The 17,115-nt window shown below is 57.2% G+C and carries 17 protein-coding genes; 5 read left to right on the top strand and 12 right to left on the bottom strand.

The annotated features are described in order from the left end of the window. Window positions 1–13: 13 nt before the first annotated feature. On the bottom strand, window positions 14–1,327 hold the full coding sequence (locus LC093_RS08460; protein ID WP_226664129.1) for a dicarboxylate/amino acid:cation symporter: 1,314 nt from the start codon (window positions 1,325–1,327) through the stop codon (window positions 14–16). A gap of 232 nt (window positions 1,328–1,559) precedes the next feature. Between LC093_RS08460 and LC093_RS08455 the strand changes: the two genes are divergently transcribed. From LC093_RS08455 to phoR, 4 genes are all read left to right on the top strand, one after another. Further along, on the top strand, window positions 1,560–2,132 hold the full coding sequence (locus tag LC093_RS08455; protein WP_226664128.1) for a chorismate--pyruvate lyase family protein: 573 nt from the start codon (window positions 1,560–1,562) through the stop codon (window positions 2,130–2,132). Window positions 2,133–2,159: 27 nt separating this feature from the next. Then, on the top strand, window positions 2,160–3,047 hold the full coding sequence (ubiA, locus tag LC093_RS08450) for a 4-hydroxybenzoate octaprenyltransferase (protein WP_226664125.1): 888 nt from the start codon (window positions 2,160–2,162) through the stop codon (window positions 3,045–3,047). Window positions 3,048–3,181: 134 nt separating this feature from the next. After that, window positions 3,182–3,886 (top strand): phosphate regulon transcriptional regulator PhoB, encoded by a 705-nt coding sequence (gene phoB / locus LC093_RS08445; RefSeq protein ID WP_226664123.1) that lies wholly within the window; start codon window positions 3,182–3,184, stop codon window positions 3,884–3,886. A 227-nt stretch (window positions 3,887–4,113) separates the two neighbouring features. Next, entirely contained in the window at window positions 4,114–5,427 is a 1,314-nt protein-coding gene (phoR, locus tag LC093_RS08440) for a phosphate regulon sensor histidine kinase PhoR (RefSeq protein WP_226664122.1), read from the top strand. A gap of 66 nt (window positions 5,428–5,493) precedes the next feature. Here the strand turns inward: phoR and traF are convergent, their stop codons facing one another. From traF to LC093_RS08415, 5 genes are all read right to left on the bottom strand, one after another. Further along, window positions 5,494–6,651, bottom strand: coding sequence for a conjugal transfer protein TraF (gene traF, locus LC093_RS08435; protein WP_226664120.1), 1,158 nt, complete (start codon window positions 6,649–6,651; stop codon window positions 5,494–5,496). A gap of 225 nt (window positions 6,652–6,876) precedes the next feature. Beyond that, entirely contained in the window at window positions 6,877–7,236 is a 360-nt protein-coding gene (locus LC093_RS08430) for a hypothetical protein (protein WP_226664118.1), read from the bottom strand. Between the two features lie 105 nt (window positions 7,237–7,341). Further along, window positions 7,342–7,944 carry a DUF938 domain-containing protein gene (locus LC093_RS08425; protein WP_226664116.1) on the bottom strand — a complete coding sequence of 201 codons (603 nt, stop codon included), beginning with the start codon at window positions 7,942–7,944 and terminating at the stop codon, window positions 7,342–7,344. A 5-nt stretch (window positions 7,945–7,949) separates the two neighbouring features. Continuing rightward, complete coding sequence (gene yaaA / locus LC093_RS08420; protein ID WP_226664114.1) at window positions 7,950–8,729, bottom strand: peroxide stress protein YaaA; 780 nt, start codon at window positions 8,727–8,729, stop codon at window positions 7,950–7,952. A 111-nt stretch (window positions 8,730–8,840) separates the two neighbouring features. Beyond that, entirely contained in the window at window positions 8,841–9,332 is a 492-nt protein-coding gene (locus LC093_RS08415) for a DUF4265 domain-containing protein (protein ID WP_226664112.1), read from the bottom strand. Between the two features lie 71 nt (window positions 9,333–9,403). Here LC093_RS08415 and LC093_RS08410 point away from each other — a divergent pair, with 71 nt between their 5' ends. After that, window positions 9,404–10,699, top strand: a complete 1,296-nt coding sequence (locus LC093_RS08410) for a M48 family metalloprotease (RefSeq protein ID WP_226664110.1) — start codon at window positions 9,404–9,406, stop codon at window positions 10,697–10,699. Window positions 10,700–10,796: 97 nt separating this feature from the next. On the opposite strand, the gene LC093_RS08405 is transcribed toward LC093_RS08410, so the two are convergent. The 6 genes from LC093_RS08405 to pstC all read right to left on the bottom strand — a co-directional run bounded on the left by LC093_RS08405 (window position 10,797) and on the right by pstC (window position 17,091). Continuing rightward, a complete protein-coding gene (locus LC093_RS08405; protein ID WP_226664108.1) occupies window positions 10,797–11,597 on the bottom strand; it encodes a putative porin in 801 nt (266 codons plus the stop codon). A gap of 335 nt (window positions 11,598–11,932) precedes the next feature. Next, window positions 11,933–12,610, bottom strand: coding sequence for an outer membrane beta-barrel protein (locus LC093_RS08400; protein WP_226664107.1), 678 nt, complete (start codon window positions 12,608–12,610; stop codon window positions 11,933–11,935). A gap of 173 nt (window positions 12,611–12,783) precedes the next feature. Further along, window positions 12,784–13,479 (bottom strand): phosphate signaling complex protein PhoU, encoded by a 696-nt coding sequence (gene phoU, locus LC093_RS08395; protein ID WP_226664105.1) that lies wholly within the window; start codon window positions 13,477–13,479, stop codon window positions 12,784–12,786. A 25-nt stretch (window positions 13,480–13,504) separates the two neighbouring features. Then, complete coding sequence (gene pstB / locus LC093_RS08390) at window positions 13,505–14,245, bottom strand: phosphate ABC transporter ATP-binding protein PstB (RefSeq protein WP_264192985.1); 741 nt, start codon at window positions 14,243–14,245, stop codon at window positions 13,505–13,507. A 187-nt stretch (window positions 14,246–14,432) separates the two neighbouring features. Then, window positions 14,433–15,719 (bottom strand): phosphate ABC transporter permease PstA, encoded by a 1,287-nt coding sequence (pstA, locus tag LC093_RS08385; protein ID WP_226664102.1) that lies wholly within the window; start codon window positions 15,717–15,719, stop codon window positions 14,433–14,435. Beyond that, a complete protein-coding gene (pstC, locus tag LC093_RS08380; protein WP_226664100.1) occupies window positions 15,712–17,091 on the bottom strand; it encodes a phosphate ABC transporter permease subunit PstC in 1,380 nt (459 codons plus the stop codon). Before pstC ends, pstA begins: the two co-directional genes overlap by 8 nt. Between the last annotated feature and the right edge of the window lie 24 nt (window positions 17,092–17,115).

Here is a 17,115-nt window from a genome sequence, read left to right as displayed (position 1 = left end):
GCATTCGCGAAGGTCAACCGGCAGCGGATGTATTGCGCTCGCCATCGTTCATCACGCTGTGGTACGTGTCGTCATTGAAGGTTTCGAGATCCATAGCGCCTTCACTCTTGGCAACAATGGCGGTAACCACGGAATCCCCGGTAATGTTCACCGCAGTGCGCACCATATCCAGCAGGCGGTCCACGCCCATTACGATCGCGATACCTTCCAGTGGTAAGCCCACCTGCTGCAGCACCATCGCCAGCATGATCAGGCCAACGCCCGGCACACCCGCAGTACCGACGGATGCCAGGGTCGCAGTGAGGATTACCGTCAGGTATCCCATCAGGCCGATATCGATGCCGTAAAGCTGCGAGATAAATACCGTCGCCACTCCCTGCATGATCGCGGTGCCATCCATATTGATCGTTGCCCCCAACGGGATGGTGAAAGACGCCACTTTGTTATCCACGCCCAGGCGCTTCTCCACAGTGGACAGAGTCACCGGAATGGTGGCGGCTGAAGAAGCGGTACTGAATGCGAAGACCATGGCTGGGCGCATTTTCTTCAACAGCTGGATCGGATTCAGGCCGGACAGCAGCTTCAACAACAGCGGGTATACCCCCAGCGCATGGATCAGCAAGGCAGCCAGCACCACAAGGAAGTACTTCATCAACTGCACAATGGCGTCCAGCCCAAGCTGCGCAATCTTGTTGGCCAGCAGGGCAAAAACGCCGTAGGGCGCAAATACCATCAGCACACCGACCATGCGCATGATCACTTCGTTCAGGTCATTGAAAAACCCGGCAATACGCTGGCCTGGCTTGCCACTGCGGGAAATCGCATAGCCCATCAACAGGGCGAAGACGATGATCTGCAGCATATTGCCCTTGGCCATGGCATCCACCGGATTGGTGGGGAAAATATTGATCAGGACCTCGGAAAGCGGCGGTGACGGCTTGGGCTCAAAGCTCGCATCGCCCGCCATGACCTCCATGCCCGCACCCGGCTGTATCACCAGTGCGAGCAACAGCGCCAGGGATATGGCAACCGCCGTGGTACACAGGTACAGCAGCAGCGTTTTACTGGCGAGGATCCCAACACGGCTGCCCTCGGACAGCGCGCAGGCGCCGCACACGAGTGAAACCAGTACCAACGGCACCACCATCAGCTTCAGCGATGCGATAAAAATTCGACCGACGATGTCGAACAGCCCGGTGGTCAGGTAGTTATTGATGAACCCGCTGACGCCGGCACCAAGTATCTGACTGGTATTGAGGAAATTAAACAGCAGACCGACCGCGATACCCGCGACCATTGCCAGTACGATTTTTTTGGTAAGCCCCATGGTTCGTCCTGTTGGTTATCCGGTATTTGCCGGATATTTATTGTCGATTCAAAACGTGTGAACGCGATACAAAGCGCTGCTGTGGAGCAGAGCAACACCCCCACACCCTCTCGCAAGCGCCTCAGGCAGACCGCCACTATATCGGCAGGGTGCGAAGGGGGCAAAGCCCGCCGGTTTCCTGCTCGCGCAGGTCGGTTACAATGGCGTTTTTTAAGCCCGCGCGGAGTCAGCGTTGTTCCACTCCCCCTATACCGCCACCGGTGACTGGCATCCACAGCCTCTGGAAAGCCTCCACGGCCACACGCCCCCGGGGAACCTGCTGCCATGGCTGCTGCATCCGGGCTCCCTGACCGCGGCACTCAAACATCTCAGTGACGGCGAATTCAGTGTGAAGATCCTCCACCAGGGCTGGCAGCAGCCGCACCCGGAAGAGCGCCGAGCCCTGAACCTGCGCGAGCGCTCCCAAGCCGTTATCCGCGAAGTCCTGCTGTGCGGCAAAGGCCAACCCTGGGTCTACGCCCGCAGCGTGTTGCCCGAGCGCACCCTCGGGGGCAAGAGTCGCTACCTGCGCACCCTCGACAACCGCCCACTCGGTGAGCTCTTGTTCAGCCAACCGGATACCCGGCGCGGCCCGATCGTCCTCAACCGTCTCGAGCGCAATCCCCGCTGTCAGCTCGCCGAGCTCGTCGATATGACACCACGCGCCTGGGGGCGACGCTCCACTTTTTGGTTGCACGACAAACCCCTGCTGGTTGCAGAGACCTTCCTCAGCAGCTTCAATCCACAATCACCACCGATGACCTGAGCCCCCACGGGGGCGGACACGAATGAAATGCAAGTGATCAGCCAACAGCTCCAGCGACGCTGGCCCCAGGCACTGCCGTACTGGCAACTGGCGCGCCTCGACCGCCCAATCGGCTCCCTGCTGTTATTGTGGCCTACCTGGTGGGCACTGTGGATCGCCGCCGAGGGCTGGCCGGGACTGCACCTGTTCGCGGTGTTTACCCTGGGGGTCATTTTCATGCGCGCCGCCGGGTGTGCGATCAATGATTTCGCCGACCGCAAAATCGATGGCCATGTAAAGCGTACCGCCGCGCGCCCACTCGCAACCGGAGCTGCCACCCCGAAAGGGGCCCTGCTGCTGTTTGCCGGACTCAGTCTGGCCGCGTTCTTACTGGTGCTGACCACCAACAAGCTCACCATATTGATGTCACTGCCGGCTCTGGCACTGGCATTCTGCTACCCCTTCGCCAAACGCTACACCCACATGCCGCAAGTGGTGCTGGGGGCCGCGTTCAGCATGGGGATTCCCATGGCCTTCGCCGCCGCAACGGGCGAAGTACCCGCAGTGGCGTGGTTGATCTTCACCGCCAACCTGCTGTGGACGGTGGCCTACGACACCTTTTACGCCATGGTGGACCGCGATGACGATCTCAAAATCGGTGTCAAATCCACCGCCATCCTGTTTGGCGAGATGGACAGGGCCATGACCGCCAGTCTGCAGGTCATGGTGCTGGTCGCACTGCTGATGCTGGGTGACCGGGCAAACCTGGGAGCACTCTACTACTGTGGGGTCACCGTTGCTGCAGCGCTCTTCGCCTACCAGCAGTGGCTGATCAGGGACCGTCAACGTGAGCCTTGCTTCAGGGCTTTCCTGAACAATAACTGGGTCGGCGCTGCGGTTTTTGCCGGAATTTTTTCCCACTACCTCGCCATTTAGGGCGATTTCTTCGATTTTCCCGTCGTGATCGGGACCCTGCTGTCATATATTTGTCATTAAAGTGACGTTAAATGGCCACTCTAAGAACGAAGTCAGTTCACTGACGATGTAATCAGCTAGGGTATGGCAGGCAAATGCACAGCAAGACGATTCTGATAGTCGACGATGAAGCCCCGGTAAGGGACATGCTGCGGGTTGCCCTGGAGATGGCGGACTACCGCTGCCTCGAGGCGGAAAACGCCCAAGCGGCCCACGCACTGGTGATCGATGAAAAGCCGGACTTGATCCTGCTGGACTGGATGCTGCCGGACGTTTCCGGCGTGGAACTGGCTCGTCGCCTGAAGCGCGATGAGCTGACCTCATCCCTGCCGATTATCATGCTGACCGCCAAGGGCGAGGAAGACCACAAGATCAAGGCTCTGGAAACCGGCGCCGACGATTACATCACCAAGCCGTTTTCTCCCCGCGAGCTGGTAGCGCGCCTGAAGGCGGTACTGCGCCGCGCCGGCCCCAGCACGCCGGAAGAACCGCTGACGGCCGGTGGCCTGGTACTGGACCCGATCAGTCATCGCGTAACCATCAACGGCAGCCCCGTAGATATGGGACCGACCGAATTCCGACTGCTGACCTTCTTCCTGTCTCACCAGGAACGCGCCTATACCCGCACACAGCTCCTCGACCACGTCTGGGGCGGCAATGTGTATGTGGAGGAACGCACGGTAGATGTCCACATCCGCCGCCTGCGTAAAGCGCTCACCATTGACGGCCACGAACGCTACATCCAGACGGTGCGCGGCACCGGATACCGCTTCTCTGTACAGACTGTGGAAAGAGTGTAACCTCTAGCCCCAAATGCCATGACCGGGACCATCATATTCAGCCCGGCGCGGGCTAAATACCGGGCAGCATCCTGTGAGGATTCCTTGCGGATCACTCTCACTGCGCCCCGTATTCGACGGGCCTGCAACAACGCCCCCGCCCGGCACTTTTACCTTTGTATTCAAAGCCTGCAGGCTTCCGCCCGTGCGGAGCAGCCTGCAGCGAAACAACAGATGGCCCAACCATCATGCTCGATCGAAGTTTTGGCGAGTTCGCACGTTTCGTGGTGATCGCCCTGGTTACCACCATTCTCGGCTTTGCGACCGGCCACTGGTGGCTGGCGCTCTGTGCCGGCCTCGCTGTTTACCTTTTCTGGGTGCTCTGGCAACAGAATCAATTCGACCACTGGCTCGCCAATGGCCGCCGCGGTCCCGCCCCCACCAGCTTCGGCGTATGGGGAGATATCTCCGACGACTTCTACCGCATACAGCGCCGCCACCGCAAAGAAAAACAGAAGCTGCATGCCATGTTGCGCCGCGTACAGGACAGCACCAGCGCGCTGCGCGAAGGTATTGTGGCCCTGGAAGACGAGGGGACCCTGGCCTGGTGGAACCCCGCCGCAGAGCAGATGTTGCGCCTGCAGTCGGATGACGCCGGCCAGCCGCTGGTCAATTTTGTGCGCGACCCGCGCTTTGTGGAGCACATGTACCAGCGTGTAACGCTGCAAAAAACCGGCAACCAGGAGCCCATCACGCTGCCCGCGCCAGGAGATGACTCCCGCATCCTGCAAATGGAAGTGACCCGTTTCGGGCAGGACGAAGCGCTGGTAATCGTGCGCGACATCACCCGACTGCATAACCTGGAGCAGATGCGGCGTGATTTCGTCGCCAACGTTTCCCACGAGCTGCGCACCCCACTGACCGTGATTGCCGGCTATCTGGAAACCCTGCAGGGCAGTGGACAGGCGCCGAAAAACTGGGATCGGCCACTGGCGCAGATGAGCGACCAGGCAACCCGTATGACCAGCCTGGTAAACGACCTCTTGCTGCTGGCACGTCTGGAAACCTCTGAGCGCGACAGTGGGCGCGACAAAGTATCCGTACGGGAACTGATAGAACGCGTGGCCGAAGAGGCTCGCGCACTGAGCGGCGAGAGCCACGCGATCACGGTGGATTGCAGTGAAGACTGCGTCATTACCGGTGACAGTGGCGAGCTGCATAGCGCCTTCGCCAACCTCGCGTTCAATGCGGTGAAATACAGCCCGGATGGAGGGCCCATAGAGCTGCGCTGGACCCAGGACGCGCAGGGTGGGCATTTTGCGGTAAAAGACAGCGGGATTGGTATTGATCCGATGCACATCCCGCGCCTCACCGAGCGCTTCTACCGCGTGGACGCGGGTCGATCGCGCGAGAGCGGCGGCACCGGCCTCGGACTCGCGATCGTCAAGCACGTATTGCTCCGCCACAGTGCCACCATGAACGTCGCCAGTACTCCGGGGCGCGGCAGCACCTTTACCCTCAACTTCCCGGCGCACAAACTGACAGCCGCGAGCTCAGCCTGAACAAACTGTTCCGCCATTAAAAAAGGGGCCCAACGGGCCCCTTTTTCCTACGACATAGCCAAGTGACTACAGATCGATTCCGAACTGCAGCGCTGCGCCCAGCGTGTCATCGGAAGACTTGATCGCCGACACGTGCAACTGCAACACGTCGAATGGCGAAAAGCCCACGCCAACGGTTACCGCACCGTCAAAGGTGTCTTTCAGATCGTGGCGGTAACCGACACGCAACTGCGCCCAGTCAAACATATCCACCTCCGCGCCAATACGCGCAACCTGTACCTCGCCGGCACCGTCAAACAGCTCCACGGCATTGAGGTCGAGATCTGCCAGCACGGTAAGCGTTTCACCGGTATAACCGAAACCTGCCGTCACCTGCGGGTCCAGCTGGATTTTCATACCGCCGAGGGTCTCATATTCCTGCGCCAGGCTGTTGCGCACCGACAGGCCGCCCTGCAGCTCGCCCCAATTGATGGTCGCGCCAAGGTCGAGGTTGAAGTTGCTGTCCTCGCGGGTGTAGTCGTCGACTTCGAAGTCGTCGTCATCGAAATCAGCCACCGTCTCGATATATTCGATGGTTTCAACCAGCTGGTGTTTCGGCGTGGCCCCCAGGGAAACCTTGTATTCACCAAAGGTGAATTCACGGGCAAGCGCTACGCCGACTTCCCGCATGCTGTAGCCAAAAGCACCCGCTTCGGATTGAAGGTCGTTTTCATCGAACAACTGCTCGCCGAAATTGCTTAGCAGCTCCACATCCGCGTCCGCCAGATTGATTTCGGTGGAGATGAACGCAGACTGGCGTACAAACAGCATGCTGGAAACGACGTTATTGGGGATGGCAATGGTGAGCTGGGCACCGGCATCCAGGGTCAGGCGGGACTGATCCAGCGTACGCAGAGACTGGAGGATAAAATCTGCGTCGCCCTGATTCGCCGTCAGGCCGTCGATATCATCCAGGTAATCGCTCAGATCTTCGGCAGTATCAATGAATTCATTCTGGTCATTGGCAAGCAAACCAAAATCAAAGGTCAGCGCGAAATCGTCGTTTTCCTTGAAGTTGGTGGCAGTGGCCGGATTTACCAGCGCACTGTAGCTGTACTCACCACCGGCAACGCCCGCACCGGCCATCGCACTACCGCGGCCAGAAAAAACTTCAGCGGCTACCGGCGCCGCCCCCAAAATAGCGCCCGCAGCAACAATGCTGGCAATTCGGTTCTTGATCCACATGATCAACCAGATCCCTTGAATAAGTGTTGTCAGAAAATTTTTAGTTTTGCGCCGGTTATTAGATTTTTGGCGGCGCCAAAATACACGCCGGCGTCGGCGCAATCAACGCTTATCGGAGATAAAGTGTGACGCAATCGGTTGATTGCTATTGGAAATCTTCTATTCGAGGAGGTTCACGAGGAGGGGGCAACCCCGAATGGCAACGCCATCCGGGTGAGTGAATGGTTACTCCAGCTCTTTCAGCGGCCGTTTTTCCCCATCCAGCATATAAAACGCTTCACCACTGTCCAGAGCTTCAACATCGACGTTGCCGATAGTGATGTGGACGAGCTTCCGCTCCCCATCGCGGAACATCACGTGCTGGCGGCCCTGGTCATCCTTCGGCAATACACGCGCCCCGGCCAAGCTGTCGCGCAGGGCGCGCAATTGCGGAACATCACGATAGCGATCGAGATCCTTGGACAGCTTGCGCTTCATCCGCTCGGACTCTTCGAGGGCGGCCACGGTCTCGCGGTATTTACCAAAGAAAAACACGGCGGCAATCGCGGCTACGATTGCCAGTGTCGCTTCAAACCATGCGGGCATAGTAGGCTCCTATCGGTATTCAGGTCTGTCGATATTCGGATCTTGATTCACACGCTGTTTAAATATTCGTCATGTGAGAACTGTTCGGGTTTAGCCAGCGCAGCTTCAGCCCGTGTATTTCCATACCAGCAACTGATTGTTCGCGGGCAGGTAGTTATTCTCTGTACGAGCGAGACCCGCGCTGGCGGCGAGCGCGTCCAGCCACTCCAGGTCGCGGATGCCTCGCAGAGGGTTCTGCTCCTTGAGCCACTCATCAAAACCGGCATTGCCGGGACCAATATACTCGCCCGCGATCTTCACCGGGCCGTATACGATCAGCTGACCGCCGGGAGCCAGTACCGATGGCAGCCGGCGGAAGAAAACCTCCACCGCCGCCGCGGGCATTATATGCAGCGTATTGGAGGTAAATACGGTATCCACCGTGATCGCAGGCCAGCTGCCCGTCACGTCCAGCTCGATGGGTTCACGCAGATTTTTCGCAGGCTGATGGGCGATCCACGCCGCCACCTCGTGCAGATTCTGTTTGCGCTCGCTGGGATACCAGCTGAGATGCGTCAGGCGCGGGGCAAAATACACCGCATGCTGGCCGGTCCCGCTGCCAACCTCCAGCACGCTGGCGCTTCTGCTCAGCAAGCGCTGCAGCTCGCCTAAAATCGGCTCCCGGTTACGCTCCGTAGACGGCGCATCTGGCAAGTTTTCGTCGCTCATAAAAATCAGGCTGGCTGCTCGTCGCGCAGGAAAACCCAGTCGTTGCCCTTGGAATCCTTTTCGCTGAAGTAGTAACCGGCCACGTCAAAGTCTTTCAGCTGCTCCGCCTGCTTCACCCGGTTATCAATAGCCCAGCGGCTCATCATCCCGCGCGCTTTCTTGGCAAAGAAACTGATCATCTTGTACTGGCCGTTTTTCCAGTCTTTGAAGTGGGGAGTAATGACTTCCGCTTCAAGATTTTTTGGTTTTACCGACTTGAAGTATTCATTGGAAGCCAGGTTCACCAGTTCCTTGCTCTTCAACGCCTGCAACTGCGCATTGAGCGCAGCAGTAAGCTTGCCATCCCAGAATTCATACAGGTTTTTGCCACCGGCATTGGCGAACCTGGTCCCCATCTCCAGCCGGTACGGCTGCATTAAATCCAGCGGTCGCAACAGGCCATAGAGGCCGGACAGCATGCGCAGGTGTTTCTGGGCAAAAGCGAAATCCCGCTTGTTCATGCTTTCCGCTGCCAGCCCGGTGTAGACGTCCCCTTTGAAGGCCAGCAGGGCCGGACGCGCATTAGCCTCAGTAAAAGGCCGTTTCCAGGCGTGGAAACGGTCGTAATTGAGTACGCCCAGCTTGTCGGAGATTTTCATCAGACTGGAAATATCCTGCGGGCTGAGCGCACGCAGCTCCTTGATCAGCGCCGCCGATTCCTTCAGAAAATCCGGCTGGGTCGTTTCCAGCTGGGGTATCTCGCTCTCATAGTCGAGGGTTTTTGCGGGGGAAATGACGATAAGCATATAGGTTCAACTGCTGATGAATTTCGTCATCCCGGCGCAGGCCGGGATCCAGAGTCCGGAGTGCTGGATTCCGGCATACGCCGGAATGACGGTATTTGTATGAAGTCGGTTTTATTCTGGTTTCAGGATATCTTGCCACCAGTTCAATGGTGTTTGCCCGTCCACCGGGTCGTAGACATTGCCGTAGTACCAAACACTGTTGGCACCATCGCAGACGCTGTTCAGGATTTTTTCAATCTCGGCGAAGCCACAGCTCACATGGATGCTGTAAACCAGCAGGCGCGGGCTTTCCATATCCAGCTCACCGCCCAGCTTTTCCAGTTGCGGGGTCAGCTGGTCCGAGAGTTTGGTACTGTCACCGCGACAGAATACCCGTACGGCCAGGTTGCCGGAACGCTTCACCAGCTCAAAGGTGGGCTTCTCCGGATCCTCGCGATTGACCTTGATGGAGTCACCGCTGGCCAGCCCCTTGATGAAAGCCGGTGAACGCACCAGCTGTACGCTGTCGTCTTCATTGACCCGCACCTGCATCCTTTCCACGACGGGCTCTCCGTCCGGATTGGTGCCGGCAAACAGTTCGATAATTTGCAGTGCCGTCGTCATAACCTCACTCCCGGGACTGTGTACAATAACGCGCTAAGGCATAAACCGAACATTATACAGGGAGGGGAAGCATGTTTCCGCGTTCCATATCCAAAGGCCTGATGGCCAGTGCGATCACCACCGTCATGGCCCTTGGCGTGACCAGCTGTGCCGTCAATCCGGTGACCGGGAAGAAAGAGCTCTCGCTCATGTCCCAGAACCAGGAAGTGGCCCTGGGCGCCCAGGAATACCCCAAGGCCCAGCAACAACAGGGCGGTGAATACCTGGTCGACCCCGCCCTGCAAAGCTACGTCAGCCGCGTAGGGCAAAAACTGGCCAAGGTCTCCGACCAGCCTACGCTACCCTATGAATTTGTCGTGCTGAACAACTCTGTGCCCAACGCCTGGGCGCTGCCCGGTGGCAAAATCGCCGTCAACCGCGGATTGCTGGTATTACTAGAGGACGAGGCGGAGCTCGCCGCCGTGCTTAGCCACGAGATTGTGCACGCCGCCGCACGCCACTCGGCGGCCGCCATGTCCCAACAGCAGATTCTGGGTGCCGGTATCGCCATCCTCGGCGCCACGACCCAGAACACCAATTACGGCGATCTCGTCTCCCTGGGCAGCCAGCTGGGCGGTTCAGCCTATATCGCCAAGTATGGCCGTGAGAACGAGCTGGAGTCAGACCAGTACGGCATGAAGTACATGGCTGCCGCCGGCTACGACACCCAAGGTGCCGTGCGCCTGCAGCAGAAATTTGTTGCGCTCTCCAAAGGCAAGCAGTCCGGGGGCCTGGAAGCCCTGTTTGCCAGCCACCCGCCGTCCCAGGCGCGGGTAGACGCCAATAAAAAACATGCATCCAAACTGTCCGCCGGTGGCACCGCCAACCGTGCGCAATACCAGCAGGCCATCGGGCAACTGAAACGTGATGCGGATGCGTACAAGAGCTATGACGAGGCTGTCGCCGCGGTAGGCAACAAAGAATACGACCGCGCCCTCACACTGACCCGTCAGGCTCAGAAGCAGCAACCCAAGGAAGCCGCGTTTTACGCCTTGGAAGGCGACCTGCTGGCACAGAAAAAGCAGTACCAGTCAGCCCTGAAATCCTACGAGACCGCGGTACAGAAAAATCCGACACTGTTTTCCAACTGGCTGATGCGCGGCATGTTGAATGCTCAGTTGAAAAACTACACCGCCGCGGAGCGCGATCTGAACCGCTCTACCCAATACTTGGATACCGCACATGCGCACTATTATCTTGGGCAGGTATATGAAGGGCAGGGCAATACAAAAAATGCATTGAGCCAATACCAGATCGCCGCGCAATCTGAAGGGGAGATTGGTACCAAGGCACAGGCACGAGTGCAGGCATTGGGCAGCAATGGCTGACGAATAAGTTTATTCGGGGGGACCCTGAATAAGTGACATAAAAAAAGCGGGTGAATTTCTTCACCCGCTTTTTTATTGGTAATTTCCTGTAGAGAAATTACAGCTGCACGGTTACGCCCAGGCTGAACACGTCAGCATCGTTGTAATCGGCATTGGAACCATAAGCCACTTTAGCCGCAACATTGCGGTTGAAGAAGTGGGTGGCATTCAGCTCATAGTCTTCGTTGTCGTCATAGGCCGCGCCGATAGAAGTGTTCTCATCGAAGTAGAACTCCACTTCTCCACCCCAGTACATATCGGTATCGTCGCTATCGGTCAGAGACAGCTCTGCAGTGAAGTAGCGGCCGCCAGAGAGTGCAGTGAAATACTTGGAAGAAACGCTGCGCTGATCCAGGTCGTCATCAATTTCCGCGGTGAATCCGATGTAATCGTTGCCGCCCAGCTGATGGTTGTATTGGCCACGGAACACAAAATCAGTGTCTTCATCCTCTGCTTTTACCGCTTGGACTTCAGCAAGAAGATTCGGGGTAAACAGGAAGCCCAGGCCCGCGGAGTAAACACTGTACCCGTCGAAATCTGCGATCTGACCGGAAACTTTCCACTGGCCGGTAAAGTATTCACCACCAACAGTCAGCATATCTGCATCGGAACCGTCGGTATCATAATGAGCCACGCCGCCGTATATATTGGATACCGGAAGAATATAGGAAAATTCTTTGCGCGGACCCAGGGTATTCAGGGCGCCGAAATAGTACTGGGAACCCACTGACAGCACATCGACATCACCAAAATTGGTGTCGATGTTCGTGTAGTCGGCATCGGTGAAAGAGTTGTACTGCTCTGCGGAGGCAATAGCAGAAACCAGCATGAGCGGAAGTGCTGCAAACTTGAACTTCATGGAAGTGTTCCCTGTTTAAATTACATCTGTACTTGCGTACTCGCGCATATCCCCATGGGGCAAATGCGGCGCGGATTGTAGCAAACAAAATTTCCCGCGCAATCATTAGTCTTGACTGTGACGGCCGTCTCAATTACGCGGTGTAGCCTGTAGTTGTTACCACGTGCTGATACCATTTATCGCACTTTATGTCTTAACCGTAGCTGAATAGATCAGTATAAATATGCGTTAAGAACTCAGGAATCATTTACTAATTTGAAACGGGAAAAAGGGGAGGAAAGAGAGACGCTTGAATTTCGACAACCAATAAACCACAAGCGCCTAAAAATATTTGATTAGAATTCTTTGGATACAGAGAAAATCGTACTTGATGGATCAGCGAATTCTGTCTGGAACACGGTATATTCCACGCTCAATGCCCAACTATCTTCACGATAACTGGCAATCAAACCGGCATATGGATCGCTGCCATCGGTGGATCGTGCATAATCAACAAGTTGCGTTTCTGAGGATACAACGACCGCCCCCCCAGATTCGTTTTCGCCCACAATCTGCTGCCATTCATCAATGGCCCTCACGCGCTCCTCAAGGGTCCATACATGGAAACCACCTTTAACGCCAACTGCAAATCGGCGCGCGACAGACGTGGACAGCACTACGCCCAAATTTCCGGTATTACCCGATACTCTTGCCTTGGTGCGATAATGGCCAGCGATGCCATCCAGCATCAAATTTCCGTAATAAGCCTTATCCTCAATTGTCGAATCACCCCAATCGACAAGTCCGCCTTCAATAGCAATATAGGGATTTAGTTGATAACCAAGTGCTAAACTAAGGCCTCGCGCAAAGCCAAATTGTTCATACGCCCCCAGTTCGTTAGATAACTGCTGTTCAAGAATGCCGGCATCCGGGTCAGTTGCGCCATAGCCAAATTTTAAATACCAGGAACTCTCTATCGCCTGCGCAGACATTGTTGTACACAAAGCAATTGCGCCAATTAATAACTTTTTCAACTTCGCCCCCTAATTATATTTAGCATCAAAAACAACCAGAAACGGTCGCGCAGGACTTTAATTGCGCTAAATACAATTATCAATAGAGCGTTATTCTATTGGCTTGGTATTGGCGAGGTATTGGCGGATAAATCCACCACTAGTTAATTATTTTAACTTTTTGCTCAATAAAGTTATCGCAATTTCGCTTCATTACCATGGCGAATATCTGCACCTTCAACGAGATAAACAACCTGCTCGCAGATATTCTTGGCATGGTCACCGATACGCTCGAGGGAACGGAGTGTCCACAGCACGTTCATCACCCGGGAAATACTGCGCGGGTCTTCCATCATATAGGTAATCATTTCGCGCACTGCACTGCGGTAATCCATATCCACCTGCTCGTCTTCGGCGAGGGTTTCCATTGCAGATTTGACGTCGAAACGCGTATACGCATCGAGGGAGTCGTTCAGCATTTTGCGCACGGCATTGGCGATATGGCGAATCTCGGTGTAGCCGCGCGGTGCGGTACCTTCCTCGGTCAGGGCAATGGCCATTTTCGCGATTTTGCTCGCTTCATCGCCCACACGCTCGAGATCGCGGGCAATGCGGATGATGGACATCACCATGCGCAGATCCGACGCCGCTGGCTGGCGCTTGGCAATAATCAGGGTGGCGTGCTCGTCCAGCTCCATTTCGCAGCGGTCGATTTCCTCTTCCACGCGCAGGACTTTTTCTGCCAGCTCGCTGTCTGCGGTAGCCAGTGCTTCCACGGCATCGGCCACCTGGCGGGTAACCATACCGCCCATTTCCAGCATTTCCGTCTTGATGCTTTCAAGGTCTTCGTTGAACTGGCGGGAGATGTGTTGATCGAAATGCATTTCCATAATCTTTTGTCTATTCCCCCAAACCTTAGCCGAAGCGGCCGGTAATGTATGCTTCTGTGAGTTCGTGTTCCGGGTTGGTAAACACGGTCTCGGTATCGTTCACCTCTACCAGCTTGCCCAGGTGAAAGTATGCGGTGCGCTGGCTCACACGAGCCGCCTGCTGCATGGAGTGGGTAACAATGGCGATGGTGTAGTTCTCGCGCAGCTCGTCAATAAGCTCTTCGATGCGCGCGGTGGCGATTGGGTCCAATGCAGAGCAGGGCTCATCCATCAGGATCACCTCAGGGCTCACGGCGATGGCGCGGGCAATACACAGGCGCTGCTGCTGACCACCGGACAGGCCGGTGCCCGGCTTGTCCAGTCGGTCTTTGACTTCGTTCCACAGGCCGGCGCGACGCAGGCTGTTCTCAACGATTTCATCCAGCTCCGCGCGGCGGCTGGCAATGCCGTGGATCTTGGGGCCGTATGCGACGTTGTCGTAAATGGACTTGGGGAAGGGATTCGGCTTCTGGAACACCATGCCAACCCGTGCGCGCAGCGGCACAACATCAACCTTGGGGCCGTAGATGGCTTCACCGTCCAGCGTCAGTTCACCCTCGACACGACAACCTTCAATGGTGTCGTTCATCCGGTTCAGGCAGCGCAGGAAAGTGGATTTACCACAGCCGGACGGACCGATCATGGCAACCACTTCATTGCGGCCGATATCCAGGCTCACATCGTGAATAGCCTGCGTCTCGCCGTAGAAAACATTCACGTTGCGCATGCGCAGCTTGGCCTGGTCACTGAAGGGCTGGCCTACAGTTTTCACGATTTCCGCATTGGTCTTCACAGCATTCTGCTCCGCGGCTGGATTTTTGGCTTGGTCACCGGCAGCTACGGCCGGGCCTGCATTCAGGGTCATGGTAGTCATGGCTCTTTCTCAGGTCGCTATCTTAGCATTGGCCCGCGGATTACCAGCGGCGCTCAAGTTTCTTGCGCAGCCACACTGCGCAGGTGTTCATGGTGATCAGGACTGCCAGCAGTACCATGATCGCGGCGGAGGTGCGCTCTACGAAAGCACGCTCCGGGCTGTCGGCCCACAGGAAAATCTGTACCGGCAATACGGTGGACGGATCGGTAATCCCGTGCGGCACGTCGACGATAAATGCCACCATGCCGATCATCAGCAGCGGCGCGGTCTCGCCCAGAGCCTGGGCCATACCGATGATGGCGCCAGTGAGCATGCCGGGCATGGCCAGTGGCAATACGTGGTGCAGCACCACCTGCATGCGCGAGGCCCCCATGCCCATGGCCGCTTCGCGGATGGATGGCGGCACTGACTTGAGCGATGCGCGGCTGGAAATAATGATCGTCGGCAGGGTCATCAGGGTCAGTACCAGGCCACCGACCAACGGCGCCGAGCGCGGCATTTCAAAGAAGTTGATGAAAATCGCCAGGCCCAGCAGACCGAATACGATGGACGGTACCGCGGCGAGGTTATTGATGTTTACCTCGATCAGGTCAGTCCATCGATTCTTCGGCGCAAATTCTTCCAGGTAAATGGCTGCCGCCACGCCGATCGGGAAGGACAATGCGAGAGTTACCAGCAGGGTCAGCAGGGATCCCACCAGTGCTGCGCGAATACCCGCCTGTTCAGGCTCACGGGAGTCACCGTTGGTAAAGAAGGTGGTGTTAAAACGCTTTTCCAGTTCGCCGCTTTCACGCAGCTGGCGGATCCATGCCGCTTTCTGCTCCGAGGTGCGACCGAGAAAGCCTTCCGCACTTTTGGAAAGGCTTTTCACATAGGTGTCCACGTCGTCGTCGGCGTTCACCCACACGATCTCGCTCTGACCCAGCAGCGCCGGGTTGCTCTCGAGGCGCTCGCGCAGGTTGAAGCCGGCTCCGTTGGACACCAGGGAGTAGAGCTCGCGCTTGTCGCGGCGACCGGTGACATCGGGGAAGCGCTCGCGCAGGGCACTGCGGATCACACCGTCGAAGTTGGCCCACGCCAGGCTTTCCCCATCGACCTTGTCGATGCCAAGCTCGGCCGGGTCGTAATTCACCTGCAGCTGGATCTGGCTCTGAACAAAGGCGCTGGCGCCCTTGCTGATGATGTCGGTGAACAGCACCAGTACTGCCAGCACCCCAAAAGCGATACTCGCAATACCAAAACCACGGAAGATTTTTTCCTTGCGATGGCGGCTGGCGAGCCGTGCCTCGATACGCTCGCGCACCTGGGTTTGGGTCATATCAGTCATACTGTTCCCGGTATTTTTTCACTACGTGCAGGGCGATGAAGTTCAGGATCAAGGTGGAAATGAACAGCATCAGGCCCAGTGCGAATGCGGCCAGGGTTTTCGGGCTGTCAAATTCCTGATCGCCCACCAGCAGGGTGACGATCTGAACCGTTACGGTGGTCACGGACTCCAGCGGGTTGGCGGTGAGGTTCGCGGCAAGGCCAGCGGCCATCACCACGATCATGGTTTCACCGATCGCGCGCGACACAGCCAGCAATACACCACCGACGATGCCCGGCAGGGCCGCTGGAATCACCACTTTGCGTACGGTTTCGGATTTGGTGGAGCCAAGACCGAGGGCGCCGTCGCGGAGGGATTGGGGCACCGCGTTGATCACATCGTCCGAAAGTGACGACACAAATGGAATGATCATCACGCCCATCACCAGGCCCGCCGCCAGTGCACTTTCACTGGAGGCCTCAAGTCCCACGGACTGAGCGAGATCGCGGATAAACGGCGCAACGGTTAACGCCGCGAAGAAGCCGTATACCACAGTGGGTACACCGGCGAGAATCTCGATCATCGGCTTGGCCACCGCGCGCACTTTCTTGCCCGCATATTCCGCCAGGTAGATCGCCGACATCAGACCCACCGGCACCGCCACAAACATGGCGATGGCAGACACCATCAGCGTACCGGTGAACAGTGGTACCGCACCAAACGCGCCACTGGAACCCACCTGGTCTGCGCGCATAGCCATCTGCGGGCTCCAGTGCAGGCCGAACAGGAATTCAGTCACCGGCACCGCATGGAAAAAGCGAATCGATTCCAGCAACACCGACATCAGGATGCCAACAGTTGTGAAAATCGCCGCGCAGGCACAGGTCAGCAACACCGCCCGCAGCACCTTTTCCACTTTTTCCCGCGCGCGCAGTTCCGGGGTAATCCGCAGCAAGGCAAAGGCACCGAGACCGGCGGAAAGGATCAGGATCAGGGCCGTCTGCATGTACTGGCCGTTCTGGCGCAGGCTTGTCAGGTGCGCCGCAGCGGCCTGCAGTTGCGGGGTTATTTCACCGAGCTGGTTACCAGCGGCCAGATTCTGGATCTGTGCGTACAGCAGGTTCTGCCCGGAAATGCTCGCCGGCTTGTCGGCAATGCCACCCATCACCAGGGCGCGGATGATCGCGTCGTCAAACGCCAGCCAGGTTCCCAGCAGGATAAGTGCTGGCAGACCGCACCAGAGTGCGGTGTGCACACCGTAATAGCTGGGCAGCGACGCCAGGCTGCGGATACCACCGCGGCTGCGGGCGGCGGCGATGGCGCGGCTGAAACCGGTGCCGTAGGCCACCAGGATCAACAGCAGCAACAGGGCGAATAAAGTGGGTGTCTGCATCGATTCGCTCGGTTAAAAAATTGG

This window comes from Microbulbifer aggregans, from assembly GCF_020524005.1.
In the GTDB taxonomy this organism is placed as follows: Bacteria; Pseudomonadota; Gammaproteobacteria; order Pseudomonadales; family Cellvibrionaceae; genus Microbulbifer; species Microbulbifer aggregans_A.
This window is presented reverse-complemented; position numbering and strand designations above follow the sequence as displayed.